Origin of the sequence: Streptomyces sp. NPDC058632, assembly GCF_042717095.1 — a bacterium.
Taxonomy (GTDB): domain Bacteria; phylum Actinomycetota; class Actinomycetes; order Streptomycetales; family Streptomycetaceae; genus Streptomyces.
In genome coordinates this window covers 70,961-96,268 of sequence record NZ_JBHXQZ010000004.1, presented here as the reverse complement: position 1 = coordinate 96,268, position 25,308 = coordinate 70,961, and the positions used below count along the sequence as shown (strand labels likewise).

General features: G+C 68.3%; 21 protein-coding genes and 3 pseudogenes. 14 read left to right on the top strand and 10 right to left on the bottom strand.

Annotation, left to right across the window (positions count from 1 at the left end):
- The first annotated feature begins 198 nt into the window (after positions 1-198).
- Positions 199-336: a hypothetical protein gene (locus tag ACFWVE_RS03245; protein WP_384007709.1), complete on the top strand. Its 138-nt coding sequence runs from the start codon at positions 199-201 to the stop codon at positions 334-336.
- Entirely contained in the window at positions 333-497 is a 165-nt protein-coding gene (locus ACFWVE_RS03240) for a transposase (RefSeq protein ID WP_384007707.1), read from the top strand. The genes ACFWVE_RS03245 and ACFWVE_RS03240 overlap by 4 nt, the downstream gene beginning before the upstream one ends.
- Before the next feature lie 28 nt (positions 498-525).
- Here the strand turns inward: ACFWVE_RS03240 and ACFWVE_RS03235 are convergent, their stop codons facing one another.
- Complete coding sequence (locus ACFWVE_RS03235) at positions 526-1,191, bottom strand: response regulator (RefSeq protein WP_384007706.1); 666 nt, start codon at positions 1,189-1,191, stop codon at positions 526-528.
- Between the two features lie 717 nt (positions 1,192-1,908).
- Here ACFWVE_RS03235 and ACFWVE_RS03230 point away from each other — a divergent pair.
- Together ACFWVE_RS03230 and ACFWVE_RS03225 are read left to right on the top strand one after the other, a co-directional pair.
- Entirely contained in the window at positions 1,909-2,754 is an 846-nt protein-coding gene (locus tag ACFWVE_RS03230) for an RNA polymerase sigma factor SigF (RefSeq protein WP_384007705.1), read from the top strand.
- Positions 2,755-2,959: 205 nt separating this feature from the next.
- A complete protein-coding gene (locus ACFWVE_RS03225) occupies positions 2,960-3,403 on the top strand; it encodes an ATP-binding protein (RefSeq protein WP_384007703.1) in 444 nt (147 codons plus the stop codon).
- A 32-nt stretch (positions 3,404-3,435) separates the two neighbouring features.
- Here the strand turns inward: ACFWVE_RS03225 and ACFWVE_RS03220 are convergent, their stop codons facing one another.
- From ACFWVE_RS03220 to ACFWVE_RS03205, 4 genes are all read right to left on the bottom strand, one after another.
- Positions 3,436-4,407 carry an anti-sigma factor RsbA family regulatory protein gene (locus ACFWVE_RS03220; RefSeq protein ID WP_384007702.1) on the bottom strand — a complete coding sequence of 324 codons (972 nt, stop codon included), beginning with the start codon at positions 4,405-4,407 and terminating at the stop codon, positions 3,436-3,438.
- Entirely contained in the window at positions 4,404-5,297 is an 894-nt protein-coding gene (locus ACFWVE_RS03215) for an MEDS domain-containing protein (protein WP_384007700.1), read from the bottom strand. The genes ACFWVE_RS03220 and ACFWVE_RS03215 overlap by 4 nt, the downstream gene beginning before the upstream one ends.
- A gap of 172 nt (positions 5,298-5,469) precedes the next feature.
- Entirely contained in the window at positions 5,470-5,829 is a 360-nt protein-coding gene (locus tag ACFWVE_RS03210) for an STAS domain-containing protein (RefSeq protein ID WP_384007698.1), read from the bottom strand.
- A complete protein-coding gene (locus tag ACFWVE_RS03205; RefSeq protein WP_384007696.1) occupies positions 5,826-7,154 on the bottom strand; it encodes a PP2C family protein-serine/threonine phosphatase in 1,329 nt (442 codons plus the stop codon). Before ACFWVE_RS03205 ends, ACFWVE_RS03210 begins: the two co-directional genes overlap by 4 nt.
- A 243-nt stretch (positions 7,155-7,397) precedes the next feature.
- Between ACFWVE_RS03205 and ACFWVE_RS03200 the strand changes: the two genes are divergently transcribed.
- From ACFWVE_RS03200 to ACFWVE_RS03175, 6 genes and pseudogenes are all read left to right on the top strand, one after another.
- Positions 7,398-11,561, top strand: coding sequence for a SpoIIE family protein phosphatase (locus tag ACFWVE_RS03200; RefSeq protein ID WP_384007694.1), 4,164 nt, complete (start codon positions 7,398-7,400; stop codon positions 11,559-11,561).
- Positions 11,561-11,863 carry an STAS domain-containing protein gene (locus tag ACFWVE_RS03195; protein WP_384007692.1) on the top strand — a complete coding sequence of 101 codons (303 nt, stop codon included), beginning with the start codon at positions 11,561-11,563 and terminating at the stop codon, positions 11,861-11,863. Before ACFWVE_RS03200 ends, ACFWVE_RS03195 begins: the two co-directional genes overlap by 1 nt.
- Positions 11,864-11,963: 100 nt before the next feature.
- The gene (locus ACFWVE_RS03190) at positions 11,964-12,452 is read left to right on the top strand and encodes a hemerythrin domain-containing protein (protein WP_384007691.1); all 489 of its coding nucleotides are present in this window, start codon (positions 11,964-11,966) and stop codon (positions 12,450-12,452) included.
- Between the two features lie 94 nt (positions 12,453-12,546).
- Positions 12,547-12,711, top strand: a pseudogene (locus ACFWVE_RS03185) (IS5/IS1182 family transposase); the annotation flags it as partial.
- A 134-nt stretch (positions 12,712-12,845) separates the two neighbouring features.
- Positions 12,846-13,443: pseudogene (locus tag ACFWVE_RS03180) on the top strand (transposase family protein); the annotation flags it as partial.
- A 166-nt stretch (positions 13,444-13,609) separates the two neighbouring features.
- Complete coding sequence (locus ACFWVE_RS03175) at positions 13,610-14,803, top strand: PP2C family protein-serine/threonine phosphatase (protein WP_384007689.1); 1,194 nt, start codon at positions 13,610-13,612, stop codon at positions 14,801-14,803.
- 791 nt (positions 14,804-15,594) lie between these two features.
- On the opposite strand, the gene ACFWVE_RS03170 is transcribed toward ACFWVE_RS03175, so the two are convergent.
- Together ACFWVE_RS03170 and ACFWVE_RS03165 are read right to left on the bottom strand one after the other, a co-directional pair.
- Positions 15,595-16,173, bottom strand: coding sequence for a DUF6461 domain-containing protein (locus ACFWVE_RS03170; RefSeq protein WP_384007687.1), 579 nt, complete (start codon positions 16,171-16,173; stop codon positions 15,595-15,597).
- A 124-nt stretch (positions 16,174-16,297) separates the two neighbouring features.
- Positions 16,298-17,263 carry a YihY/virulence factor BrkB family protein gene (locus ACFWVE_RS03165; protein WP_384007685.1) on the bottom strand — a complete coding sequence of 322 codons (966 nt, stop codon included), beginning with the start codon at positions 17,261-17,263 and terminating at the stop codon, positions 16,298-16,300.
- 250 nt (positions 17,264-17,513) lie between these two features.
- On the opposite strand from ACFWVE_RS03165, the pseudogene ACFWVE_RS03160 reads away from it, so the two are divergent.
- Positions 17,514-18,691 (top strand): annotated as a pseudogene (locus ACFWVE_RS03160) (IS3 family transposase).
- 266 nt (positions 18,692-18,957) lie between these two features.
- Here ACFWVE_RS03160 and ACFWVE_RS03155 read toward each other — a convergent pair.
- Complete coding sequence (locus ACFWVE_RS03155; RefSeq protein WP_384007777.1) at positions 18,958-19,740, bottom strand: transposase family protein; 783 nt, start codon at positions 19,738-19,740, stop codon at positions 18,958-18,960.
- Here ACFWVE_RS03155 and ACFWVE_RS03150 point away from each other — a divergent pair.
- Positions 19,669-20,040, top strand: coding sequence for a hypothetical protein (locus tag ACFWVE_RS03150; RefSeq protein WP_384007788.1), 372 nt, complete (start codon positions 19,669-19,671; stop codon positions 20,038-20,040). The genes ACFWVE_RS03155 and ACFWVE_RS03150 overlap by 72 nt on opposite strands.
- A gap of 129 nt (positions 20,041-20,169) precedes the next feature.
- Here the strand turns inward: ACFWVE_RS03150 and ACFWVE_RS03145 are convergent, their stop codons facing one another.
- Positions 20,170-20,793, bottom strand: coding sequence for a TetR/AcrR family transcriptional regulator (locus ACFWVE_RS03145; protein ID WP_384007683.1), 624 nt, complete (start codon positions 20,791-20,793; stop codon positions 20,170-20,172).
- Positions 20,794-20,917: 124 nt separating this feature from the next.
- Here ACFWVE_RS03145 and ACFWVE_RS03140 point away from each other — a divergent pair, with 124 nt between their 5' ends.
- Positions 20,918-22,369, top strand: coding sequence for an amidase (locus ACFWVE_RS03140; protein WP_384007681.1), 1,452 nt, complete (start codon positions 20,918-20,920; stop codon positions 22,367-22,369).
- A 409-nt stretch (positions 22,370-22,778) separates the two neighbouring features.
- A complete protein-coding gene (locus ACFWVE_RS03135) occupies positions 22,779-23,714 on the top strand; it encodes an alpha/beta hydrolase (RefSeq protein WP_384007679.1) in 936 nt (311 codons plus the stop codon).
- 206 nt (positions 23,715-23,920) lie between these two features.
- Here ACFWVE_RS03135 and ACFWVE_RS03130 read toward each other — a convergent pair whose 3' ends face one another.
- Positions 23,921-25,306: a DEAD/DEAH box helicase gene (locus ACFWVE_RS03130; RefSeq protein ID WP_384007677.1), complete on the bottom strand. Its 1,386-nt coding sequence runs from the start codon at positions 25,304-25,306 to the stop codon at positions 23,921-23,923.
- Positions 25,307-25,308: the final 2 nt, after the last annotated feature.

The window sequence follows — 25,308 nt, the reverse complement described above, 5'->3', positions numbered from 1 at the left end:
GGCCTGGCAATTGCCGGTTGGGGTCACCCACAACCCGTCCCGGGGGGGCCCGCGGGGGGCGGCCCGCGGCTTCGGCCCGCCCCCCGCCGCATCAGCGTGGTCGGGGTGATCGCAAAGGCCGAGGCGGTGCCACCCGACTCGTTCAGCAGCGGGAGTGTCCGATCAGCGGCGGATCTGCTGATCAAGGAGAGGCGCCACGTGAGAGAGACGACGATCGGGCACGAGCTCGTCGAGGAGCCGGCCGGTGGTGTGATGCCGTCGGTCGCGCCGGACGAACAGCCCGTCGCGATGCTGGTCGACCGGGCCTGCAACGAGAGCCTGCCGTTGACCCGTTGACCGGCGGGGGCGGACTGCTCCAGCGGTGGACCAAGTGCGTGCTGGAATCCGTGCTGGAGGACGAGATCACCGAACATGTCGGCTGCGAGAAGCACGATCCGGCCGGGAAGAACAACGGCAACAGCCGCAACGGCACTCGTGCGAAGACGCGTAGCACATGAGCGATCCGAGGATCAGACGCGCCTGCGCTCACGCGGAGTGACGGGGATGTCCCAGGCCTGCGTCCCGCGCGAGGGCCGCTGCCTCTGTTCGGGACCGGGCGTGCAGTTTCGCCAGGACGTCGCTGACCCGGTTGCGGATGGTCTTCTCGGACAGGGACAGGCGGCGGGCGATGGACGCGTTGTCCAGGCCGCGGGAGATCAGGTCGAGGGTCTCGCGTTCGCGGTCGGTGAGGTGGGGAAAGGGGAGAGGCGATCTGGCGGCGGGCGGAGCGGCGAAGTGGGACAGGACGCGCTGGGCGATCCGGGGGCCGAAGACCGCTTCGCCGCGGGCGACACCGAGCAGGGCACGGTGGACGTCGGCGCCGTCCGATTCCTTGAGCAGGTAGCCACGTGCGCCGAAGCGCAGGGCGGCGAAGACCGAGTCGTCGTCCTCGTCCATGGTCAGGATGAGGACGGCGATCTCCGGACAGGCCGTGGTGATCTGGGCCGTGGCCTCCAGGCCGTTGACGTTCGGCATGCGCAGGTCCATGAGCACGATCGCCGGCCGCAGCTGGTCGGCGGCAGTGATGGCTTTGGCGCCGTCGGACGCTTCTCCGACGACCGTCACATCGGGGAAATCGGCGAGGACGGTGGCCATTCCGGCCCGGAAGACGGGATGGTCGTCGACGATGAGGACGGTGACGGGGACGCTCACCGGTGTTCACCCACCGGGAGGATGACGCGCACGAGGGTACCGCCACCGGGCGTGGTCGTTACCTTCAGCCGGCCTCCGGGCCCACCGAATCCGCGACAAGCCCTCCTCGGCGGCCTGATCAGCCAGTGCCGGAGAACCGCCTGACCGAACGGCCTCGCCGCAGCTCCCGGCACCGAATCGTATGGTCGAGCGACACGCGCTGTCATGCATCGATCAGGACGCTGCGAGCCGCAGTTGCTGGAGATACGGATCAGTCGCCCGGCCCGGTTGTGACGCCCGGCCACACCGCCTGGCTTGAGATCCAGACGGCCGTCCGGCAGCACCGCGAGTTCGACCTGCCGGACTGGGCTCTCAACAGAGGCTCGAGGGGCGCTCGCCGCGCTGACCGCCCGCCGTGACGTATACGGAGCACACAGGTGGAGGTGCCCAGCTGCCGCGCCAACCGCAGGGCGCAGACCGACCTGCGTGCGGGACCGCGGCCCTACGCCGTGGACGCGCACGCCGGTTGGCGCATCCCCGGGAGGTCGGAACGTCGGTGCGTCCCGGGGCGGCGCGCCTGTGGAGCGGACGAAGATCAGGACGTGCTGGGCACAGACCCGTTGGGTTTGATGGCCCGCCGGACAAGATCGAGGCATGCGCCCCATTGTTCGGGGTAGCCGCTCGGTCGTCGGCCGATGAGACGGGCAGAGGCAAGGCCGAGCGACTGGGAGGCACATCATGGTGACGACGACCGCACAGACCACCGAGCACACCACCACGGGAATGCCGGAGATCGCGGACCCGTCGAAGGTGGCGCCCAAGGACGCGCGGGAGTTGTCGAGGCTGTTCTTCGAGCAGCTGACGAGGCTCGAGGAGGGTACGCCCGAGTACCAGTACGCGCGCAATACGTTGATCGAGATGAACATGTCCCTGGTCCGCTTCGCGGCCGGCCGGTTCCGCAGCCGTGGACCGGAGGAGATGGAGGACATCGTCCAGGTCGGCATGATCGGCCTGATCAAGGCCATCGACCGGTTCGAGCTGACCCGCGAGGTCGAGTTCACCTCCTTCGCCGTGCCGTACATCGTCGGCGAGATCAAGCGGTTCTTCCGTGACACCTCGTGGGCCGTACACGTGCCCCGGCGGCTTCAGGAGGCCCGTGTCCAGCTGGCCCGGGCCACCGAGGAGCTGCGCAGCCGGTTGGGCCGTAATCCCACCACCAAGGAACTGTCCGAGCTGATGAGCCTTCCGGAGGACGAGGTCGTCGAGGCCCGGCTGGCGGCCAACGGTTACCACTCCGCCTCCCTGGACGCAGCCATCAACGGCAGTGAGGACGGAGAGTCGGCGCTGGCGGACTTCATCGGTACGGACGACGCCGCTCTGGCGCTCGTGGACGACTTCCATGCCCTGGCTCCGATGATCGCCGAGCTGGACGAACGCGACCGGCAGATCATCCACTGGCGGTTCGTCGAGGAGCTCACCCAGAAGGACATCGGCGAGCGCCTCGGCGTCTCCCAGATGCATGTGTCCCGGCTGATCTCGCGTCTGCTGGCCCGCCTGCGGGAAGGCATGCTCACCAGCCACTGAACCGTCCGGTCGGTTCTGCGACGACTGTGCTGACGGCGGCCGAGTACACGCGGGAACTCTCATCGGGCTGCCAGGTGTTCTGGTCATGAGGGACGGGTCAGTGTTCCGTGCTCCACGGGGGAGTCACGCGACGGTTGTGCGGGATGGTGAGTTCGAGCTGAATGGTTCACAATTCTGGCAGGCATCTGCTGGCGACAGTCCGAGGGTGCTTTCTGTAACTTTCGAGCGACATGTGTTCCGCGTCGCCGACGCGCGTGACTTCGCGCTCCAGTTCCTTGCCGGTTCGCAGAATGGCAGGGAACCGACGCTGTCGGTGCGCGTGGTGGAGGCGACGCAGTTGGTGGTGAGCGAGCTGGTCACCAACGCGATCAAGTACGGTTCCGGGCCTATAGGGTTGTCCTTGGTTCTTGCCGAGGACACGTTGTCCGTCACTGTTCGGGACGGTGACACGACGCTGCCGAGGCGTCGGCCTGCCGACCCGCGCCGGGTCGGCCAGCACGGTCTGGAGATTGTCGCGGCGCTGAGCCAGGACGTCGATGTCCAGCGAGAACCGACCGGCAAGCGTATTACCGCGCGTATCTCGCTGGACGAGTCGGTCCGCGCGGGGTGTCGGGTGGTTCAGCCCGGTGAGCGGCCGATGCCACGGTAGGCGGTACGGGGCGGAGGGCCGGTGCTCTCCGTTCAGGCGAGGCTGACGTGGAGGCGTACCGTCGTACTGTCCTGTTCGGTGTGGACTTCGAGCAGGTCGCACAGCTGACGCACCACCCACATGCCGTGCCCGCGTTGCTGCTGCGGGTCGGGCGGGAGGTAGCCCAGGTACCAGTCCGTCTTGTTGCGGCCGGTGCTGGTGACGTCGCACACGATGCGCCGGCCCGCCCGGTGGACCGCTATGTGCCCCGTACCTCCCCCGTGCTGGACGGCGTTGGTGGCGACCTCGTTGACCGCGAACACGAGACGCTGGGTGCCGTCGGCGGACAGGCCCATCTCGGCAGCGGTTTCGGCGACTGTGGAACGCACTGCTGAAAGGTCGGCTCCGAAGCGCATGAAGGCTCCCTCTCTTTCCCCGGCCACGGGCGCTAGCGGCCGACGCCAGCCGTTGTCGGTGACGGGGTCCGCATAGCGGTCGCTGGGGCGGGCGGATGCCGCCACGGCCAGGTGCGGGTGGGTACGCCGGGCGTCGGCCACGATGCTCTCGGGTAGGGCCCGGGTGTCGTACGGGCAGATGATCCAGGCCGGGCAGTGGGCGAAGGCGACGTTGATCGCGGACTCGTAGCGGGTCCACTCAGCCGTCTCCAGCGCGTCCCTGCCGTGCCAGACAGGCTCGCCGATGACGCGTACCCGCTGGTGCCGCCCCGTGCCGGTGTGCCGGTCGACGTACCGGTAGTAGGCGCCGAGGGTGCGCCCGGGCGCCCGGTACCACTCGTCGGCGTCGATGAACTCGACCTGCCCGGAGGCGTCCCCGAGTGCTTGTCGCAGCAGGTCGATGTTGGCGGGGGTGGTCACCGCCAGCACGGCGTCCCGCTGCTCGAGTCCTTCGAGGCAGAAGGGCACCGTGGTGGCCAGGAATTTTTGGCTGCTGCTGTAGATGAGCCCCTGGTGGGTCAGGCCACTGCCTCGGTGCGGCCGGGGTGGTGCGGTGAGGCGGTCGGTCACGCGAGGACCTCCTTGGCGGTGACGACCAGGGCGGGGGTCTCGTCGAAGCCGACCATGCTGATCACTTGGCAGAGCAGGGGCGCGAGCTCCACGACGTGCAGTCGTCGGCCGTCCTCCAGCCGCGCGGCGGCGCGGGCCAACGCCCGTACGCCGCTCAGGTCGATGAACTCCAGCGCCTGCATGTCCACCTGGATGTCGCCCGGCCAGGCCAGCGCTGTTTCCAGGGCATCGGCGAGGGCGTCCGCGGTGCGGTGGTCCACGCTGCCCACCACGCGCAGGCTGCGGCGTCCTCCCCGGAAGGAGGGCACGAGCCGCAGCGTGCTGTCGTGATAGAGCGGCTCGGACTCGACCGCCCCCGGATGGCAGCCGTGCAGGTGGTCCAGCTGGTCGGGGGTGAAGCGGCGGGCGTCGTACTGGCAGACGGCGGAGGCCCGCCGGCCGGCGAACACCTGGTTGACCTTGGTCTCGTAATCAGCGAGCCGATCGGCCCCGGGTACCCGGCGAAGCGCCCAGCTCATCTCGCCGCTTACGCGGAACCCGGTATAACCGGCCGCCAGGGACTCCCTGACTTGCTGCTGCAGGGCAGCCACCATGCCGTCGGCGTCGAACGAGCCTGCAGCCAGGTAGCTCTCGTCCGCCGTGGTCACCACGAGCTGGCCCTTTTCCAGAGCCGGGCGGGGGTCGGTGCCGGACACGGTCAGCCAGCCGAGGACCTCTTGAGGAGTGAGCTGGTCGGCGAAGTGCATGACCCGTTCACCGCGGTGCAGGCCGGACGCCAGATACGCCGTCACCACTCGGCGTTGCTCGGCATCGTCGGTGAACGCCAGACACAAGTGATCACCATGGTCCATGTCCTGGACCCGGCGGTCCGTACCCTCGTACGTGATCACCCCGGCCTCCAACCCTCCCCCTGTCGATCCGGCCTGCTCAGGGCATCCCCGTGCCGTGTTCCCCGCATGACCGGACAACCGTGTACCGGACACTGTATCCACTGCCGGGGCACTGGGACACGACGCTCGGTGGCCGGCTGGAAACCGAGCGTGTGGACAGCGGCGCGCGGGATCAACGTTGCAGGGCGGAGACGGCCTCCTGAGCGGTGGCGTGGAAGGTGAAGACCTGGTCGAGTCCGACCACCTGGAAGACGCGCATCTGGTCCGGGTTGACGCCGGCGAGGCTGAGCGGTGAGCCGGCTTCCTGTGACCGTCGGTAGGCGGTGAGGAGCACTGTGATTCCAGTGGAGTCGCAGTAGGTCAGCCCGGACAGGTCGATGATCACACCATGGCTGTCGAAGGGGGCTTCTTTGACGGCCTGGGTCAGGAGTCGGGCACTGTGGTGGTCCAACTCACCCGTCACCTCCAGTACGAAGGGACCGGCGGGGGTGTGTCGCGGGGTGACGGTCAGCAGGTGTTCGGGCTCGGTCACCGTTTCTCCTGAGTGCGGGGTCGGGGCTGTGCGGGTACGGACAGGGCGAGCAGCGCGGTGTCGTCGCTGACGCCGTCGCCCAGGCGGTGCAGGAGTGCTTCGACGGAGCCCAGCAATCCGTCGGCGGAGCGGTCCTCGGCGTGGACGTACATGGAGAGCAGGTGCTGGGTGAGTCCGTCCTCGTCGAGCATGGTGCCCTCCGGGGTGCGTGCCTCGGTGAGACCGTCCGTGTAGAGCAGGAGGCTCTCACCCGGTGACAACCGCGTGGTGGTCTGTACGAACTGGGGGTTGGGCAGCATGCCCACGAGTTGGCCGCCGGCGGTGGAGATCGGCTCCACCCTTCCGTCGACGCGTACTGCGAGGGCCGAGGGATGTCCGCCGCCGGCGAGGGTGACGGTGAAGGAACCGTCGGCAAGGGGCTGCAGCACGCCGAAGACCGCCGTGCAGTAGCGGGGGTCGCTGCCTTGGTACTCGCCCTTGAGGACGCTGTCGAGGTTGGACAGCGCGGCGCACGGGTCAGGGTCGTAGATGGCTGCGGCGCGCAGGGTGTAACGGGTCAGAGAGGTCAGCGCGGCGGCCTCGGCGCCCTTGCCGCACACGTCCCCGAGGAAGAAGGCCCAGCGGCCGTCGTCGAGGGGGAACAGGTCGTAGAAGTCACCGCCGACCTCGTGCGGGGAGGCCGTGTGGTAGGCGGCTGCCGTCTGCAGGCCGGGGACCATCGGCAGGGCCGGGGGCAGCAGGGTGCGCTGCAGAGTCCGGGCGAGGCGTTCGGCTTCAGTACGCCGGTCGCGTTCGGCGGCGACGGTGCGGATGGCCGACAGGCGCAGCTCGAGTTCGTCCATGACCAGCGCGGCCAGGTCCTGCAGGGCGTCGAGTTGGACATCGGTCGGCTTGCGCGGTCGGGTGTCGAGGACGTCGACCGTGCCCAGACGCTGCCCGTCGGCCGTGACGATGGGCGCGGCGGCGTAGAAGCGGACGCCGATGTCGCCCTGGACGAGGGGGTTGGCGAGCGCGCGGGCATCGGTCGCGGCGTCGGTGACCACATAGGGTTCGCCGTGGAGGATGGCGGAGGAACACAGGCCCGGATCGCGGCGTATCTGCGTGACGCCGGTCAGTCCGTGGGCGGCCTTGAACCACACTCGGTCGGTGTCCACGATCGCCACCGTGGCCATGGGCGCGTCGAATATCCGGGCAGCCAGGCCCGCGATCCTGTCGAACGCGCCGTCCGGCGGCGTGTCCAGGATCTGGTAGCGCCGGACCGCGTCGAGGCGACTTCCCTCGTCGGACGCTCGCGGCAGGGGGACCTGCAAAGGACTTGCTGCCACCCTTACTGCTCCTTGCTGTGCGTCCGTCGTGATACCGCCTGCGGCGAGGTGCCTGGGGCAGCCTGGCTTATCCTACGAAGCTGTCAGTACCCGCGGGCAAGTCCGGCAGCGACGACCTCGTGGAACAAGGTCGTCCGGCTGTGTCCGTACGTGCTGTATTCCGAGGCGACGCGAGTGCTGCCCGTCACGAGGTGCGGCAACCGGTGCGGCGGTGTGGTGAGGACGTGAGGGGAAGGGTGTCCAGTGGCGCGTTCGCGAGACGCTGAACACGAGCAGGCGGTGACGGCCGGTTCCGGCGTGTTCGCCGCCGAGGCGGAGGTCGGCCGGGACCTCGCCGAGGTGGACTGGGCGTCGACCCCGCTGGGCCCTCCGGCCCAGTGGCCGCAGAGTCTGCAGACGGCGGTCAGCATCTTGCTGTCGTCGCGGTTCTCCATGTGGATGGCATGGGGTCCGGAACTGACGTTCTTTTGCAACGCGGCCTACCGACGGGACACGCTGGGCCGCAAGTACCCTCGGGCGCTGGGCCGGCCGGCAAGTGAGGTGTGGGCGGAGATCTGGGACGACATCGGCCCCCGGATCGACACCGTGATGACCACGGGACGGGCGACCTGGGACGAAGGTCTGCTCCTGTTCCTGGAGCGGTCCGGTTACACGGAGGAGAGCTACCACACCTTCTCGTACAGTCCGCTGCGTGACGACGACGGCGCGGTGGTCGGCATGCTGTGCGTGGTCAGCGAGGAGACCGAGCGGGTCATCGGTGGGCGGCGGATGGCGACGCTGCGCGACCTGGGATCCGATCCGAGCGTGGTCCGCACCGAACAGGAAATGCTGACCTTCGTGGACCAGCAACTGGGCCGCAACCTGCAGGATCTGCCGTTCACGCTGACCTACCTGTTCCAGCCCGACGGCTCCGCGAAGCTCGCGGGCACGACCGGGATGCCCGGCGGGCACGCAACCGCCCCCGCCACCTTGCACGGTTCCGGCGACATTTGGCCGGTGGAAGAGCCGGCTCGTGGGGAGTCCGTGCTCGTGCCGCTCGATGGCGCCCCGTTCGTCGGCCTGCCGGCAGGAGACTGGTCCGAGCCGCCCGCGCAGGCGCTGGTGGTGCCGTTGCAGCAGTCGGGCAGCGCACCGTACGGATTTCTGGTGACCGGACTGAACCAGTACCGCGTGCTGGACGAGGGCTACCGCGGATTCATCGAGTTGGTCGCCGGTCACCTCTCGGCCGGTATCGCCAGTGCCCGCAGCTATGAGGAGCAGCAACGGCGGGCGGAGGACCTGGCCGAGCTGGACCGGGCCAAGACCACCTTCTTCTCCAACATCAGCCACGAGTTCCGCACCCCGCTCACCCTGATCACGGGACCGGTGGAGGAACTGCGCGCTCGCCTGGCAGACGCCGACGCGCCGGTGCGAGAGGAGCTGGACGCAATCCACCGCAACGCGCTGCGGCTGGGCAAGCTCGTCAACTCGCTGCTGGACTTCTCCCGTATCGAGGCCGGCCGGATGCAGGCGCGCTACGAGCCGGTCGACTTGGCGGAGGTCACAACGGAGCTGGCCAGCGTGTTCCGATCCGCCATCGACAAGGCCGGTCTGGAATTCGACATCGCATGCTCTCCGCCGGCGGGAGAGGTGTACATCGACCGCGGCATGTGGGAGAAGGTGATCCTCAACCTGCTCAGCAACGCACTGAAGTTCACCTTCAACGGCTCGATCCGCGTCACCGTCCGCACCGAGGACACCCACGCGGTCGTCGAGGTCGCCGACACGGGCATCGGCGTGCCCGCGGAGGAGATGCCCCGGCTGTTCGAGCGATTCCACCGGATCGAGACCGCCCGCTCCCGCTCCACCGAGGGCAGTGGCATCGGGCTGGCCCTGGTCAAGGAACTGGTCGCCCTGCACGGCGGCACGATCACCGCCGACAGCGCCGAAGGCGAGGGCACCTGCTTCACCATCCGCGTGCCGTTCGGCGCGGCTCACCTCCCCACCGATGCTCTCGTGCCGGCCAAGGGCAGCCGTGTGGCGTCTGCCGCCGACCCCTATCTGCTGGAAGTGCTGCGCTGGCTGCCGGACGAGGCGGCCGGCGCCGACGAGCAGACAGCTGCGGCAGTGGCCGGCGCCGGAGCGTCGGGACACACCTCCGGTCCGGTTGCGCCGGCGCGGGTTCTGGTCGCCGACGACAACGCCGACATGCGCGAGTACCTCACCCGCCTCCTGCACGGCGGCGGATACCAGGTCGACACCGTCAACGACGGCCTGGCGGCCCTGCAGGCCGTCCGAGCGACCGCCCCCGATCTGGTGATCAGCGACGTCATGATGCCCGGCCTCGACGGCCTCACACTGGTGACGACGCTGCGGACCGACCCACGGACCTCCTCCGTGCCGGTGCTGCTGCTGTCCGCCAGGGCCGGGCAGGAGGCGTCCATCGAGGGGTTCCAGGCGGGCGCCGACGACTATCTCGTCAAGCCGTTCGCCGCGGCCGAACTCCTCGCGCGGGTGCGGGCCAACGTCGAGCTGGCGCGACTGCGCAATCACCAGGCGCGCTGGCGCACCGCGCTGATCGACTCCCTCCAGGAGGCTTTCTTCGTCTGCGACGAGAACGGTGCCGTCGTCGAGATCAACACGGCCTTCACCGACATCCTCGGATACGGTCCCGAGGGCCTGCCCTACTCGCCGGTACACCCCTGGTGGCCGGACGCCGCCACCGACCCCGAAGCGCACCACCAGGTCTCTGACGCCTTCGCTCAACTGCTGGGCAATCCCAAGGGTTCCTACACCATCCCGGTCAGCCATCGCGACGGGCACCGGTTGTGGGTGACCGCCACCTTCAACCAGGCCCACGACCCCGACACCGGACGCCAGGTCACCGTCGGCACCTTCCGCGACGTCACCGCCGAGCACTACGCAATCCAGCGCAAGAGCGCCCAGGCCGCCCTGAGCATGCGGCTCACCCAGGCGACCAACCTGCCGGAAGCGCTGGCAGGAGTCCTGGCTGAGCTGAAGCACCTGTGGCGTGCCCAACGCGTACTGGCGGCCGTCGCCGCAGCCGGTCGGGAGGCGTCCGTGACCGCGACCGATGCCGATCTGTGCTGGCAGGACCTGCCTGCCGACCGCCGGGACAAGCTCACCGCCTGGCTCGACCAGCCCCCGCTCACTCAGGTGGACGACGACACGGGTGCAGCCATCACCGTCAACCACCCCGAAGGGGCCATGGTGGTGTGGATCGACTTCGGGGGCCATCGCCCCTTCACCGATGAGGACCAACTGCTGCTGTCCCTGCTGGCCGGCCAGCTCGCCCAGGGACTGGCCCGCGCCCATCAGATCGACCAGCAGCGCGAGACGGCCATCGCCCTGCAACGAGCCATCCTCGGCCCGTCCAACCTGCCCGACGGCTTCGCCGTCCGCTACGAGCCCGCCACCCAACCCCTGGAAGTCGGGGGCGACTGGTACGACACCGTCCGGCTCCAGGACGGACGCATCGGCATCGTCGTCGGCGACTGCGTCGGACGCGGTCTCGAAGCCGCCACCGTCATGGGCCAGCTGCGCAGTGCCTGCCGTGCCCTGCTCCTTCAGGACGCCAGCCCTGCTCAGACCCTCATGGCCCTGGACCGCTTCGCCGCAGGCATCCCCGGTGCGATGTGCACCACCGTCTTCTGCGGGGTCCTCGACCCCGACACCGGCCACCTCACCTACTCCAGCGCCGGACACCCGCCGGGCATCCTCACCCACCCCGACGGCACCACCCTGTTCCTGGACGAGGGACGGTCCATTCCCCTGGCCGTACGCCCGGGCAGGCACCGCCCCGAAGGCGCCTGCACCATGCCCGCACGCGCCACCCTCCTGCTGTATACCGACGGCCTCGTGGAACGTCGGCGCCGCCCGCTGACCGTCGGCATCGACCAGGCCAGCGAGGCCATTCAGGAGGGCCGCAACGCAGCCATCGACGACCTCGCCACCCAGGTCATGACACGGCTTGCACCCACCGACGGCTACGACGACGACGTGGCTCTTCTGCTTTACCGCCACCCGGCACCGCTGGACGTGGCCTTCCCGGCGGAGTCGTCACAGCTTGCGCCGGTACGCAAGGCCCTGCGTAGCTGGCTCGACCAGTGTGAGCTTCCACCTCACACCGTCCAGAACATCTTGGTGGCGGCGGGAGAAGCCTGCGCCAACGCCATCGAGCACGGGCACCGCGACGCTCCCGGAGACACGATCCGGCTACGCGCCGAAGCCCTCGTCGACGATCTTCGCCTGACCGTCGCCGACACAGGCCGGTGGAAGACACCCCGGCCTGACCTCAACACCCACCGTGGGCGAGGCGTGGCCCTGATGCGCGCTCTGATGCAACAGGTCACCATCACCTCCGGCGCGGCCGGGACCACCGTCGACATGCATACGAGGATCGCCTGATGACCACCCCGCTCACTCTCACTCCCAGCCGGTGTTCCGATGGCGCAACGCTGCTGACGGTCGTCGGCGAAATCGACATGAGCAACACCGATGTCCTGGCCATGGCCATCGAGGCGACCGACGGCCCTCTCGTCATTGACCTCACGGCCGTCGAGTACCTCGACAGCGCCGGCCTGAGCGTGCTGTTCACTCACATCGACCGCATCGAACTCATCGCCACCCCGCTGCTGGCCCCGGTCCTGAACATTTCAGGGCTTGCCGACCTGACCACCATCCACGGCCTCGACACGCCGGGGACCTGAGCCCGGCTGCGAGCTGCAGACGGAACAGGAAATGTCTCACCAGCGGGAACGGGGGTAGTCGCGAGACCGGAACACCAACGCTCACAGGTGAGGAGCCACTGTGTCGTCCAATGATGTCGTCGAACTCATCCTGCGGGACCATCGCCGCATGGAAGACCTCTTCCGCACCATGCGCAACGTCGAGGCCGACCGCGCCACCGCTCTCGCGGAGTTCGCGGACCTGCTCGTCGCGCACGCCTCGGCCGAGGAGGACAAGGTCTACCCGGCCCTACGACGCTACAAGAACGTGGACGGCGACGATGTCGACCACAGCGTGCACGAACACGAGGAGGGAAACAAGGCACTGCTTGCTCTGCTGGAAGTGGAGGACACCGCTTCGCAGGAATGGGAGGACAAGCTCGAAGAGCTTGTCACGGCGGTCAATCACCACGCGGACGAGGAAGAGCGGACCCTGCTCAACGACGCCCGCGAAAACGTCGCCGACGATCGCCGCGCTCAGCTCGGGACGGCGTTCCGTGAAGCGCGCGCAAGGTACCTGGAGACCGACTGCGGCAGCGTGGAGAACGTACGTAAGCTGGTGGCGGGTTAGCACTCACCGTCTCGTCGCCACGTGCACGCGGTGTACCAGCGGCAAGCCTTACTGATCGTTTCGGAACGAGGCTGCCGGCGGCGTACCGGTGTGCATGAGTGGACAGGGCTGGGCCGTGTCCGCCGGTCTTGTCCCTGATGCTTTGTGGGAGCGTATCGCGCCGCTTCTTCCTCCGCGTTGCGCGCGCAGAGTCCGTCGTCCGGGGCGTCGGCCCGTGCCGGACCGTGTGGCTCTCGCAGGCATCGTCCATGTATTGCGCAAGCGAGTTGCCCGGCGCGACACCCGCGCAGACGGTGGGGCCCTTGTGACGCGGCAGGGCTCCTGGTCGTTACGGCTGGTGATCTCACTCATCAACGTCCCGACACAGGAGCTCTGCCGGTCCCGTATCGAGCCATGCTCGACGTCCCGCACGAGGTCGTTGAGCAGGTTTCCCGGCTCACCCATGCCCGAAGGTGTGAGCTGAACTCCCGCTGACGCAAGCTGGGATGCTTCCGGCAGGCCCTGCTCGTCCTGGTGCCCCTGCGCAGGAACCAGAGCCTGGCCCAGGTCGCCGCAAGGTTCGGTACCTCCACCGCCGGCCAGTACGTGACCGAGACGGTCGAGCTCCTCGCCGAGCGCGCTCCGGGCCCGCGCGAGCTGGCTCCGGAGGGTTTCGTCATCCTCGACAGCACTCCGATCGCCACCGACCGCGTCTCGGCAGACGAGCCGTACTGCTCGATGAGGCACCGTCGTCATGGAATGAACGTGCAGGTCGTGGCCGCCCCGGAGGGGACACCGCTGTGGTTCTCACGGGCATTGCCCGGCCGCACGCATGACCTGACCGCGGCCCGCGCGCACGGTGTGATCCATGCCTGCCCGACCAGGCAGGTCCTGGCGCTCGCCGACCGTGCGTACCGCGGAGCCGGTGCCACGCTCCGAACCCCCCTACTGCGGTCGCGAGTCACCCGAGAAGTAGGCCCGGTTCAACCGGGACCATGCCCAACTGCGCGCCCTTGGTCGAATCCCGTCTACCGGGGATTTGCCGACGTGCCAGGCCGACGGCCCGACCTGCCACCGAGGTCGGAAAGAACTCACTGTCCTGACCAGGTAAGGCGGGTGCATCGGGTGATGTCGAGGAAACTCGGGGAAAAAGTTGTGGCAGCCGACAGGAGGTTGCCGTGGAGGGTGGAGATCTGGAACTGGGCGAGCTGCTGGCCGCTGCGGAGGCGGCGCCGCCCGGTGAGTCCGTAGACGTGGTAGCCCACGACCTGCAAAAGCGATTCGGCGCGGAGTGTGTGTCCTTCCTGTTCGTCGACCTCATCGGTCAGCGGCTGGTACGGCTCACCGCGGTCGGTGGTGATGCCGCGGACCATGCCGAGCCGATCGACCTGCAGGGCAGCGTCTACGACACCGTTCTGCAGAGTCAGCGCCAGCATGTGGAACCGGACGGCCAGGGGGGACGGCGCATCATCACGCCGGTCACCAACCGCGGCGACTGCATCGGCGTTTTGGAGGTGACCCTGCAGTCCGCAGACGACACCGTGCTCCGACAGGTCCGCGAAGCGGCACACGCGCTGGCCTATGTCATCGTCACGGACCGCCGCTTCACCGATCTGTACCACCTGGGCCGGCGCACCACCGAGACCAGCCTGGCCGCGGAGATCCAGCACCAACTGCTTCCCTCGGCCTCCTGCTGCGAGGCGGCCCAATTCACTCTCGCCGCCGGGCTGATCCCGGCCGACGACATCGGTGGCGACACCTACGACTACACCCTCGACCGCGACAGCCTGCACCTGTCCATCACCGACGCCATGGGCCACGACACGAACTCTGCTCTGCTGGCCACCCTGCTGGTCGGCGCACTGCGGCGGGCACGCCGCAGCGGCTGTGACGCCCTCAATCAAGCCCACCACGCCCACCAGACCCTGCTGAGCCACAACCAGGGCCTGGCCACCGGACAGTTGCTGTGCGTCGACCTCGAAACAGGCTTGTGTGAATTGGTCAACGCCGGCCATCCCTGGCCACTGCGGCTGCGCGGCGGCACCGTCGAAGAGGTCAAACTCGCCGTCAACCTGCCGTTCGGTGTGGCGGCACCCACCTCCTATCGTCTGCAGGAACTGCACCTGGAGCCCGGAGACCGCCTGATCCTGCTCACCGACGGAATGCAGGAGCGCGGTGCCGCAACCGTCGATCTGGTCTCGGTCGTTCACGAGACCCGCACGCTGCATCCAAGAGAAGCCGTCCGAAGCCTGACCGGTGCGGTGCTTGACGCCTGCCGTGGCAACCTCAAGGACGACGCCACGGTCCTGATACTGGACTGGCACGGCAAACGTCGCAGATCGGCCGATACCGGACCGGGCCCGCGGCGCTGAGCCGCAGCGGCCTGCCGTACGACACCGCTTTGCCCACCACACCCTTGACAGCTCCATCGGCCGGGCCACCCTGCGAGACCTGGTCGTCCGGCTCCGACTGCCGCCGCGCCGCTGCGGCCAGGCCGCACGGGCGCTCACCCTGACCTTGACGTTCGCCGGGCGGCACCGGATGGAAGAGGAGCAGCTGCCTTGCCGAGGCCTCCGCGCATGACGACGACCTGCGCACCCTCGCCTACCAGCCGGTGGACGCCGCCGGTCTCCAACGTGCCTGCCTGACCTGGATTGTCTCGGAAGCCGGGGGCCTCCGAACAGGGGCGGTCCGCCAGGACGGCCTCAGGTCGGGTTCCCGGTCTTCCCGGCACGCTTCACGGAACGCGGATGCCGGCCATGACGGTCTCGTACGCCGGCGTGTCGCCTGCCCGGCCCGCGGTGACGCGGAGGGTCGGCGACAGCCGTGCACGGCTGTCGCCGACAAGGTGGACTTTCGTGCTCAGGCCGCCGAGAGAGCGTCCGAGCCCATAATCGTCGGGTTCGGCCCGGCCGAGCGCCCCGTCACCTTCTTCCTGGCTCCGGCGGCATGCTGATGGGTCCGGCAGACGGTGGAGTCCACCGACACCCCTGTCGGCACGGTCACCGGGGAGGAGAAGGACGTGCGCGGCCCCATTCCCGCCAGCCTCGACTCCGATCTGGGCGGTGCCTACGGAAACGTCGTCAAGAGCGCACGTCTGGCTGACGATGACGGCTTCCGGCTGAAGGTGACCTCCTGGCCGACGGCGGCCGCTGCCGACCGGTCAGCCGGCCCGTACGGGAACAACGACCGTCGGCAGCGGTCCCGCCACTTCCTGCGGGTCCACCGTCAGACCGAACTCGCTCTCCACCGCCTCCAGCGCGGCGGCCGGGTCGGAGAAGTCGTCATCCGTCTCGTCCGGGAAGAAACCGGCCCGCTCCAGGGCACGGTTGAGCCGGTCCGGTCCCTTCCCGGACGCCGGGTCGAACATCCACGAGTCGAACAGTGCGAGGATCTCCCCGTCGCAGGCGTGCGCCACGCGAGTGGTGCCGTCGAGGAGCTTCCACACAGATACCGCTTCCGTGCCCCTGGACAGCTCCTTGAGCACTGGCTCCCTGAACGTGACACCCACCTGCGCGAACGCATCGAACACATACGCCCACCCCGCCCCCGGCGGGCAGTGGAACCGCACGGCCCAGCTGTCCGGACCGAAATGTTCGATCGCACCGTCGATGGGACACCGGGGCAGGGGATCCGGGCCGTCGACACCCAGCCGGGCCAGCACATCCGTCTGGCGCAGGCCCCGGACCGCAGTCACGCAGAACCACTCGGTTCCCAGCACATCGAACAACGTGGAAGCCATCAGGTCCCGCGCCCTCCCGGTCAACACCCACCTGGCGGCCACCGACACTACGGCACACGCCCGCACCCCCACCGGTAACCGCCGACACCGCCGAACCAGTGAGAGCCTGGGGACTCCTCGACGGTCAGCGGCCCGGCCCGGGGTCCGACCGTACCGCGGTGTCGATACCGGCACGCGCCGCCTCCAACTGGGCCGCGAACGCGATACCGAGGAAGAGAGCGACGGCGGTGAGGTTGGCCCACAGCAGCAGGGCGACGAAGGCGGTGAGCGGCCCGTACAGGGCGCCGAACGCGCCGCTCCCCTCGACGTAGAGCGCGAGCAGCCACGTCGCCGCGACCCACAGCAGAAGATGAACGGCTGAGCCGAAAGCCAGCCACGTGTAGCCGGGCTGGACCCGTCGGGGCGACCAGCGGAAGACCACCGCAGAGGCGACCCACGCCAGCGCCAGCCCCACCGGCAGGTCGAGCGCGCCCCACCACTCCGTACCGCTGTCCGACCCCCCGACCACGCGGGCCACCGCGTCGCCGACGGCGTCGCCGGCGACGAGCACGACAAAACCGAGCACCAGCGGCAGGCCGGCCGTGAACGCGAGGAGGATGGCCCTGCCGTATTTATGAGGGAAGGGACGATCGCGTTCGATACCGTAGATGCGGTTGGCGCCCCGCTCGATCTGCCCCATGGCCGAGGCGAGGTTCAGCAGGGCGAAGCCCAGACCGAGCCACAGGGCCAGCGTGGCCCCGAGGTCGCGGTGGGCACTGCGCCGCGTCCCGTCGAAGGCGTCCTGGACGAGGTCGGCGCTGGCGCCGGGCACAATCCGGCCGAGGGTGAGTTCGATGACCCGGCCCACACCCTCGGTGTGCACCGAGGTCGCCAGGCCCACCAACGCCACGGTGCACGGCACCAGGCCGAGGACGACTTGGAAGGCGAGCGCCCGGGCGTTGGTGAACCCGTCCGCGTAGCGGAAGCGGGCGAAGGAGTCGGTGAGCAGCCGCAGGCTTCCGTAGTGCCGTAGCGCTGCGAACGCCTCGTCGCCGGAGAGTTCGTCCCCGACCATGTCCCGGGTCTGCGGGACGTGAACGACGGTTCCCATACGCGTAAACTCCTCGCCTCGAGTGGGTCTGCTCCACTTATTGATCGCCCTTTTTTCTGACATCACACCTCCGGGGCGAGGCGGTGGCTCTGTTCGCTGAAGCGAGCAGCACCGTGGTTCCGGCCTCGGCACAGGCGGATGGGATCGGTTGCAACTCCGTGAACCCGAATCCCTTCCCTTGGGTGAGGGGCCACGAAGTTTCCGGACAGACACCCAATAGGGTTGTCCTGAACAAGGAAACGAGGAAGAAGTGGCGCCACCCAGTAAGTACTCGCCGGAGTCCCGTGAGGAAGCCGTCCAGATCGCGTCGAGGTCAAGCAAGACGATCTCCGAAGTCGCCCGGGAGTTTGAGCTGAACTCGGAGACGCTACGTGGCTGGGTGAAGAAGTACCAGAAGTAGCAGGAACCGGCCCCGATGCGGAACTGGCGGTGAACGAGCGGGCGCGCCTGAAGGACCTCGAACGACGCAACCGCGAGCCGGAGATGGAAGTCACCTTCCTGAAAAAGCCGCAGCGTACTTCGCGAAGGATTCCCGGTGGCAAGCGAGTACGAGTTCATCGACAAGATGCGGCTCGACACCGAGGAGTACGCATACAGCGTCGAGTTCATGTGCGATCGGCTCGGCGTATCCAGATCCGGCTACTACGACTGGCGCTCCCGCCCTAAATCCGCGACAGCCCAGCGGCGCGAAGAACTGAAATTGCTCATCGAGAAGGCCTTCGACATGTCCGACAGCACCTACGGGCACCGGCGCATCCAGGCCCAGCTGCACCGGCGGGGTGTCGCCCGGGCGTGGAGCTGGTCCGCCGCCTCATGCGCGAACCGGGCCCGGTGCCCTGCCGGCCACGGCCGAAGAGGTTCAACCTCACTCAGGCTGCGGCCGGCCAGGTGCCAGAACTCGTCGGCTGCGACTTCACCGCGGATGCGCCCGGTGAAAAGCTCGTCGGCGACATTACCTGTATCGCGACCGGGGGAGGCTGGGTGTATCTCGCGGCGGTCATCGACTGCAGCACGAAGGAAGTGATCGGCTACGCGATGGACGGCCACTACCGAATCCCGCTGATATCCAGGGCGATCCGCAACGCCGCACGGAACAGGAACCTCTCGGCCGGCGCGATGTTTCACTCCGGCCGCGGCGGCAGCTACATATCGGCCGATTTCGGGAAGACGCTCGACCGGCTCGGGCTCCGCAGATCTTCCGGTCGCACCGGGATCTGTTTCGACAACGCCACGGCCGAATCATTCTTCGGCGTCCTGAAGAACGAGCGCGTATCAAGGGTGACTTACCTGACCTGCGAGGCCGCCCGGCAGGACATCACTCGCTACATCGAATTCTGGTACAATCGAAAACGCCTCCACTCGGCGGTGGGTTATCGCGCTCCGCGCGAAGTCCACGCCGATTACGAGAAGTCGCGAACCGTCGCGTGAAATAGACGGTCAGGAGTCTGTCCGGAAAACGCGTGGCCCCTCAGCCCATCGTGCCCCTGAGCTTGACCACCTCGGCTCAGCACCCCCGGTCACCGCGGACACACCCGAGGCTGGGGCCGGCCATCGGTCACAGGCCGGAGCAGTCGACTCCTCTCCTTGCAACTACCACTGCATGACAGTGACTTCACGTCGCACTGAAAGCGCGAGGCTAACGAGCTCGTGCACGACAAGCGGTGAGGCGTCGAGGACCTCGGTGGGGCCTGTGCTCACGTCTGTCGGGGCGAGTGGAGGTCTGCGGTCTGTTGGTGGGACAGCAGGCCGGCGACGGCTTGGACGGTGTCGCTCATGTGCTCGCGGCGGCCGAGGTGGCGGGCCAGGGCCCGCCAGTTCTTCAGATGGGCGATGCCGTGCTCGACCCGGATACGACGTGAGGAGTGTGCCGTGCGCTGACGCTCGTACATCTCCTCGTACCAGTCGGGGGCGTTCTTCCTGAACTTGCGGTGCGGCGGTGTCACCACCCGGCCGCCGGTCTGAGCACCCAGACCCTGGTAGCCGGCATCGGCGAGAATCTCGACCGCGGGTCCGTCAACCAGGAGCGCGACCAGCCCCAACTGGCGGGCGTGGGTGATGTCCGCGCAGCTCGCGGGCTGGGTCGGGCTGCACCACAGCACGCGTCCTTCGCCGTCCGTGACCACCATGGATTTGACGGCGTCCTGCTTGTTCTTGCCCGAGACGAATGTGTCTCGGTCCTTGCGCCCTGCGGCGGGTCGCCGGACCCGGATCTCCGTGCCGTCGATGATGCCGGTCGTCCCACTCGTGCCGAGATGCTCGACGACCTCGGCCAGGGTCCGCAGCCGCACGTCGGGACTGACGGTGCAGCCTCGCTCGGCGAGCAGAGGCCGCACTTCACCGATGGCCCGGGTGATGGTGGAGCGGTCCACATTGAACCAGCAGGCCAGCACGTCGTGAGTGGTCCCGTGACGAAGATGGACGAGAGTTGCCAACAGCCGATCGACGAAGACCAACTGGTGTTTCGGCCCGCCGCCCACGGCCCGCTTCCGTGGCCGAGAGACCAGCTTGGCCTGGTGGCGCTCATGCCACAACGGACCTATCTCAGCCACGAGTTCAGCGATCACATCGCCCGTCAGGCCAGTAGTCCGACGGTTGCTGACGATCACTGCACGAGTCCTGTTCCCCACCACCCGACCATGATCAACCATCACAGGCTCGACGCCTCACCGCTTGTCGCGCACGAGCTCGTTGGACAAGACCAATCGTTGCAGGTCAGGAGCACTCTCTGCTTATTTGATCAGGGCATAGACGAGCGCGCCGGTAATGGGCGAAGCTGACCAGCGAGAACGAGGATCGTCCAGGTCTCTGTTCCCGCTCCGGTCAGAGACGCTTTCCAGGTGAGCGGGCGCGCCAGGTCACACTCGCATGCCCACGTTGAGCGGTGGTCGGGCGGGCGGCGCGGGCGGTCAGTTAGCCGCTCTGTATGCGCCGAGGTGGGAGCGGTGCCGGTCCACGATTCCCTCGACGATCTTCATCAGGCGGTCTCCCGTCTGATCGATGCTTCCGTTCTGTGTGCTGACCTGCGCCCCTTCGAGTACGAAGGTGATCTCGGCCGCGGCCTGTCCGGGGTCGGACATCTGGGCTTCGGTGCACATGCCGATCAGCCTGCGGGTCTGGTGGGCCTTGTGGTCCTCGATCACTTGCCGTGCCGGATGAAGGCGGTCGGGCAGCTCGGCGAGGGAGTTGATGAACGGGCAGCCCCTGTATGAGATCGCCGGCAGCCCCTCGGCGATGAAGCGGGCCAGGCCCAGAATCTGCTCCTCGGGCCGGTCGGGGTATTCGGTTTCCACGCGGTCGAAGGCCGCCTGATAGTCCGCGGCGACGATCCGCAGCCACTCCGCGACCAGCGCGTCTTTGGTCTCGAAGTGCCGGTAGATCGCCATTTTGGTGGTCTCGGCCTTGTCGGCGATCGTCTGGACCCCCACCTGCCGGATCCCTTCTCTCTGGAAGAGCTCTTCGGCCGCGTCGAGAATGCGCTCACGAGGCGGCAGCTTCGCCACTCTGCTTGGCCTTCTGAGGGTCGATGCCATGACTACTCCGTCACTCCGGTCGATCGTGCGGTTCACAACCTCTCTCACGGTACCAGTCCGACCCCTTCGATACCGTAGGGTATCGTTCGGTACTCGACGGTATTGTTCTTGTCGGGGAGTGGCAGTGAGAGTTTCTGAGTACGTGAGCTTCGACGCGGTCGGGCTGGCGGAGCTGGTGGCCAAGGGCGAGGTACTCCCCGCCGAACTGGAGGCAGCCGCGCGCGAGGCTGTACAGGCAGTTGATCCGCGGATCAACGCCGTCGTGGAGACCTGGCTGACCGACGACGAACCTGTCCCCGGCAGCACACCACTGGCCGGCGTCCCTTTTCTGATCAAAGACATCGCGGTGGCCATGGCCGGGAGGCGGATGGAGCTGGGAAGCCGCCTGGCGGCCGGTAACGTCGCCGGCGCCGACTCCTCGCTGATGCAGCGCTTCCGGCGCGCGGGCCTCGTGACGTTCGGGCGCACCGCGACACCGGAGATGGCCTATGGCATCTCGACGGAATCAGCGTTGTACGGCGCGACCCGCAACCCGTGGGACCTGGAGCGCAGCGCGGGCGGATCCAGTGGAGGCGCGGCCGCCGCTGTCGCCGCCGGGGTGGTCCCGGTCGCCCATGGCACCGACGCCGCCGGATCGCTCCGTATCCCCGCCGCCTACAACGGCCTCTTCGGGATCAAGCCCACCCGTGGCCGTGTCTCCATGGGGCCCGACGTCGACGAGGTCTTCAACGGCCTGGCCGTGCACGGCAGCGTCAGCCGCACCGTACGCGACAGTGCGGTACTGCTCGACCAGATACGCGGCCCGGAATCGGGCGACCCCTACTTCGCCCAGCAGCCGTCACGGCCGTACGCGGAGGAAGTCACCCGTCATCCGGGCTCGTTGCGGATCGGTGTCCTCACCCAGGCGTGGGGCGGACGCCGTACTACCGCACCGGTGACCGACGCCCTCTCCCGCACCGTGCGGTTGCTTGAATCCCTCGGTCACCAGGTGGAGGCGGCCGAGGTCGACCTCGGCGCCGACCGGGAGGAATTCGTCCTGGCCAACGCCCGACTCATGACGGTGAACCTCACCACCCTGGTCGACGGGCTGGCCGCCGCCTTCGACCGTCCCGTCGACTCCTCGACCCTTGAGCCGACGACCCTCGCCGGCTACCACTACGGGCAGCGGGTCGGCGGCGCGCAGTTCCTCACCGCTCTCGCGATGCGAAACCGGGTGGCCCGAAGCCTGGCGCGGTACTTCGACGAGTACGACATCCTCCTCACGCCGACCCTGCCGGAGCCTCCCGTGCTTCTGGGCACCCATACCGAGGGTGCGGAGACACTGGACGGTCTCGGCTGGATCGAGCGCATCAATGACCTGTCGCCGTTCACCATGCCGTTCAACGTGGCGGGCACGCCCGCCATGTCCGTACCTGTGACGGCCGACGCCGGGACGGGGCTCCCGGTCGGTATGCAGTTCGCCGCCGGATATGGCCTTGAAAGCCGGCTCTTCCGCCTCGCCGGCCAACTCGAACAGGCAAGTCCGTGGTCAGGCCGAACCCCCACGGTATGGGCAGGGAACCACCCAGGCCGCTGAAGAACGCTCCTGGCACGCTGCAGAGAGACATCGAAGGATTCTTGTCGGTCTCAGGACCGAAAATTCTCGCGGCGCACGGGACGGATGCCCTCAATGCCGAGGCGAAGCCGCGGGTATGCCGACCTCGACGATTTGAGGCGGCCCTCGTGGCTGCCCCCTTCATGGTGGTGACCCGGCCTCGGAGGATCCTCTCGCGCATGCGCTCGCGATCGATCCGCCCGCGGCGCACAGCACGGGAAAGAACATGACGTCCATGCCGTCGGGGTCGCGAACGCAGGCGGGCAGACCGTGAGAAATCCGAGGCGAATGCGGCGCCGCCGAGCCTCAAGCGGACGTAGGAATTCATTCAGACCTGAGCGGCCGCGACACCACGACGCATGAACAGAGATCCCTTGAAGGAGTGTCCGCCATGGTTGAGCGCATCGACGTACGCATTCCCCTGCCCGACGGCATCGAACTGGCCGCCTGGCTGTTCCTTCCCGAGAACGCCGAGAAGCCGTTGCCCGCCATCACCATGGCCCACGGTTTCGGCGGCACCCGCCATCACAGCATCGAGCACACAGCCCGCCGCTTCAGCGAGGCCGGCTACGCGGTTCTCCTCCACGATCACCGCAACTTCGGCGACAGCGGCGGCACACCTCGCCAGGACATCGACCCCTACCAGCAGATCGCGGACTGGCGATGGGCGATCACCTACCTCGGCACACGCGGGGAAATCGACGAACAGCGTATCGGCATCTGGGGATTCAGCTACGCCGGTGGTCACGCCCTGGTCCTCGGGGCCACCGACCGCCGCATCAAAGCCGTTTACGCCCAGTCCCCCACCGTCAGCGGCTACGAGACCGGACTGCGCCGCGTCCCGCCCCACGAGGTACGCGCCCTGGAAGAGCGCTTCCACCAGGACGAACGCGACCAGCTGGCCGGCAAGCCGCCCGTCTATGTACCTTTCGTCGACACCGACACGAGCCATGGCTCCCCGGCGGCCTACCCGCAGAAGGGCGCGGCCGACTTCTACCTGCACCGGGCACCGGACGAGACGTGGACGAACGAGGTGACCCTTCAGTCCAACCGCCGCGCCCGCGCCTACGAACCCGGTCAGTGGATCTCCCGCATCGCCCCCACCCCCCTGCTGATGCTCGTGGCCAAGGGCGACGACGTCGCCCCCGCCGACATTGCCCTCGACGGCTTCAACCGCGCCTGCGAACCGAAGAAGCTCGTCCTCACGGACGGCAACCACTTCTTGTCCTACATCCAGCAGTTCGAACTCTCTTCCACGGTCGCGATCGACTGGTTCGACACCCACCTCAGAACCGCCGAGAAGAACGACTCCCGCCCCGACCGGTGAGCCCGCTTCGCCGCGTCCAGCCTCGACACGGACACTCGGGTACCACCCGATACGCTCACTCACCTGAAGAGTGCCTCTCCCCGTGCGGCTGACAGAACCCTGGATGAATCACATCGTTGCAGCTCAGGGGTGCTATTCGCTTATTCGGTCAAGGCATGGACGAGCGCGCTGACGAAAGCGCGAGGCTGGGTGGGGTCCGTCCGGGGTCAGTGGCCCCTGCGCACCCGGGCCGCAGCCCGGGCCTCCGCCGCCTTGCGGGCCTCGGCTGCCTTGCGGGACTCCTTGACGGGACGGCCCGGACGGCTGCCGAGACCGCGGAAGGGCACGTTGCCGCTGTTGGCCTTCGTCCCAGCAGGCGGTCGCTTCGCACCGGTGATGGCGGTCAACGTCGCCTCGCCGGAACGCACCGGGGTGACGGTCGGCCGGATACCGGCATCGGACATCATCCGGTTCACCTCGCGCCGCTGGGCGGGAGTGACCAGGGTGACCACGGTCCCGGACTGTCCGGCCCGCGCTGTGCGCCCGCCGCGGTGCAGGTAGTCCTTGGGGTCGGCCGGCGGATCGACGTTGACGACGAGGTCGAGCGCCTCGATGTGAATGCCCCGAGCCGCGACGTTGGTAGCCACCAGCACGGTGATGTCACCTTCCGCGAACCGGGCGAGCGTGTGCGTACGCTGCGGCTGCGACTTGCCGCTGTGCAGGGCACCGGCCCGCACACCGCCGGCCCGCAGATGACGTGTGAACTGGTCGACGCCCGCCTTGGTGTCCAGAAACATCAGCACCCGGCCGTCCCGAGCGGCGATCTCGGTCGCCGTGGCGTACTTGTCGGCGGGATGAACGGTCAGGACGTGATGGTCCATGGTGCTCACCGAGCCCGCCCCGGGGTCGACCGACGCGTGGACCGGGTCGTTCAGATGGCTCCGCACCAGCTGCTCGACGTGACGGTCGAGTGTGGCCGAGAACAGAAGCCGCTGCCCGTCGGAGGGGACCTGTTCCAGAATGTCCGAGACCTGCGGCAGAAATCCCAGGTCGCACATCTGGTCCGCCTCGTCCAGCACCGTGATCCGAACATGGTTCAGGTGGCAGTCCCGGCGCGACACGAGGTCGGCCAGCCGCCCCGGCGTCGCGACGACCACATCGGCGCCGCTCCGCAGCTCCGCCACCTGCCGGTTGATCGACAGCCCGCCGACCACCGTCGCCAGCCGTACGTTCAGCGTCCGCGCGTACGGCACCAGGGCGTCGCTCACCTGCTGGGCGAGCTCCCGGGTCGGTACCAGGACCAGCGCGAGCGGCCGCTTCGCCTCCGCCCGCCGGCCCGCCGTTTGGACGAGCAGAGCGAGCCCGAAGGCCAGCGTCTTGCCGGAGCCCGTCCGCGCCCGTCCGAGGACGTCACGGCCGGCCAGCGCGTCGGGCAGCGTCGCCGCCTGGATGGGGAACGGTTTCGTCACCCCGAGCCCTCCCATCGTCTCCACCAGCTCCGGCGGCAGCCCGAACGCGTCGAAGGACGCGGCCGGAGTCACCTCCGGCGACGCTGTCACTCGCGGGGACGTGCCGCCCCTGGAGGGTCCGGAGGCCGACGGCTTCGCGTTCATGA

Coding starts and splice junctions, on each gene's coding strand:
- ACFWVE_RS03170 (WP_384007687.1), bottom strand. CDS start 16,173: ATGGCTTCCACGTTGTTCGATGTGCTGGGAACCGAGTGGTTCTGCGTG.
- ACFWVE_RS03130 (WP_384007677.1), bottom strand. CDS start 25,306: ATGAACGCGAAGCCGTCGGCCTCCGGACCCTCCAGGGGCGGCACGTCC.
- ACFWVE_RS03165 (WP_384007685.1), bottom strand. CDS start 17,263: ATGGGAACCGTCGTTCACGTCCCGCAGACCCGGGACATGGTCGGGGAC.
- ACFWVE_RS03195 (WP_384007692.1), top strand. CDS start 11,561: ATGACCACCCCGCTCACTCTCACTCCCAGCCGGTGTTCCGATGGCGCA.
- ACFWVE_RS03230 (WP_384007705.1), top strand. CDS start 1,909: ATGGTGACGACGACCGCACAGACCACCGAGCACACCACCACGGGAATG.
- ACFWVE_RS03135 (WP_384007679.1), top strand. CDS start 22,779: ATGGTTGAGCGCATCGACGTACGCATTCCCCTGCCCGACGGCATCGAA.
- ACFWVE_RS03145 (WP_384007683.1), bottom strand. CDS start 20,793: ATGGCATCGACCCTCAGAAGGCCAAGCAGAGTGGCGAAGCTGCCGCCT.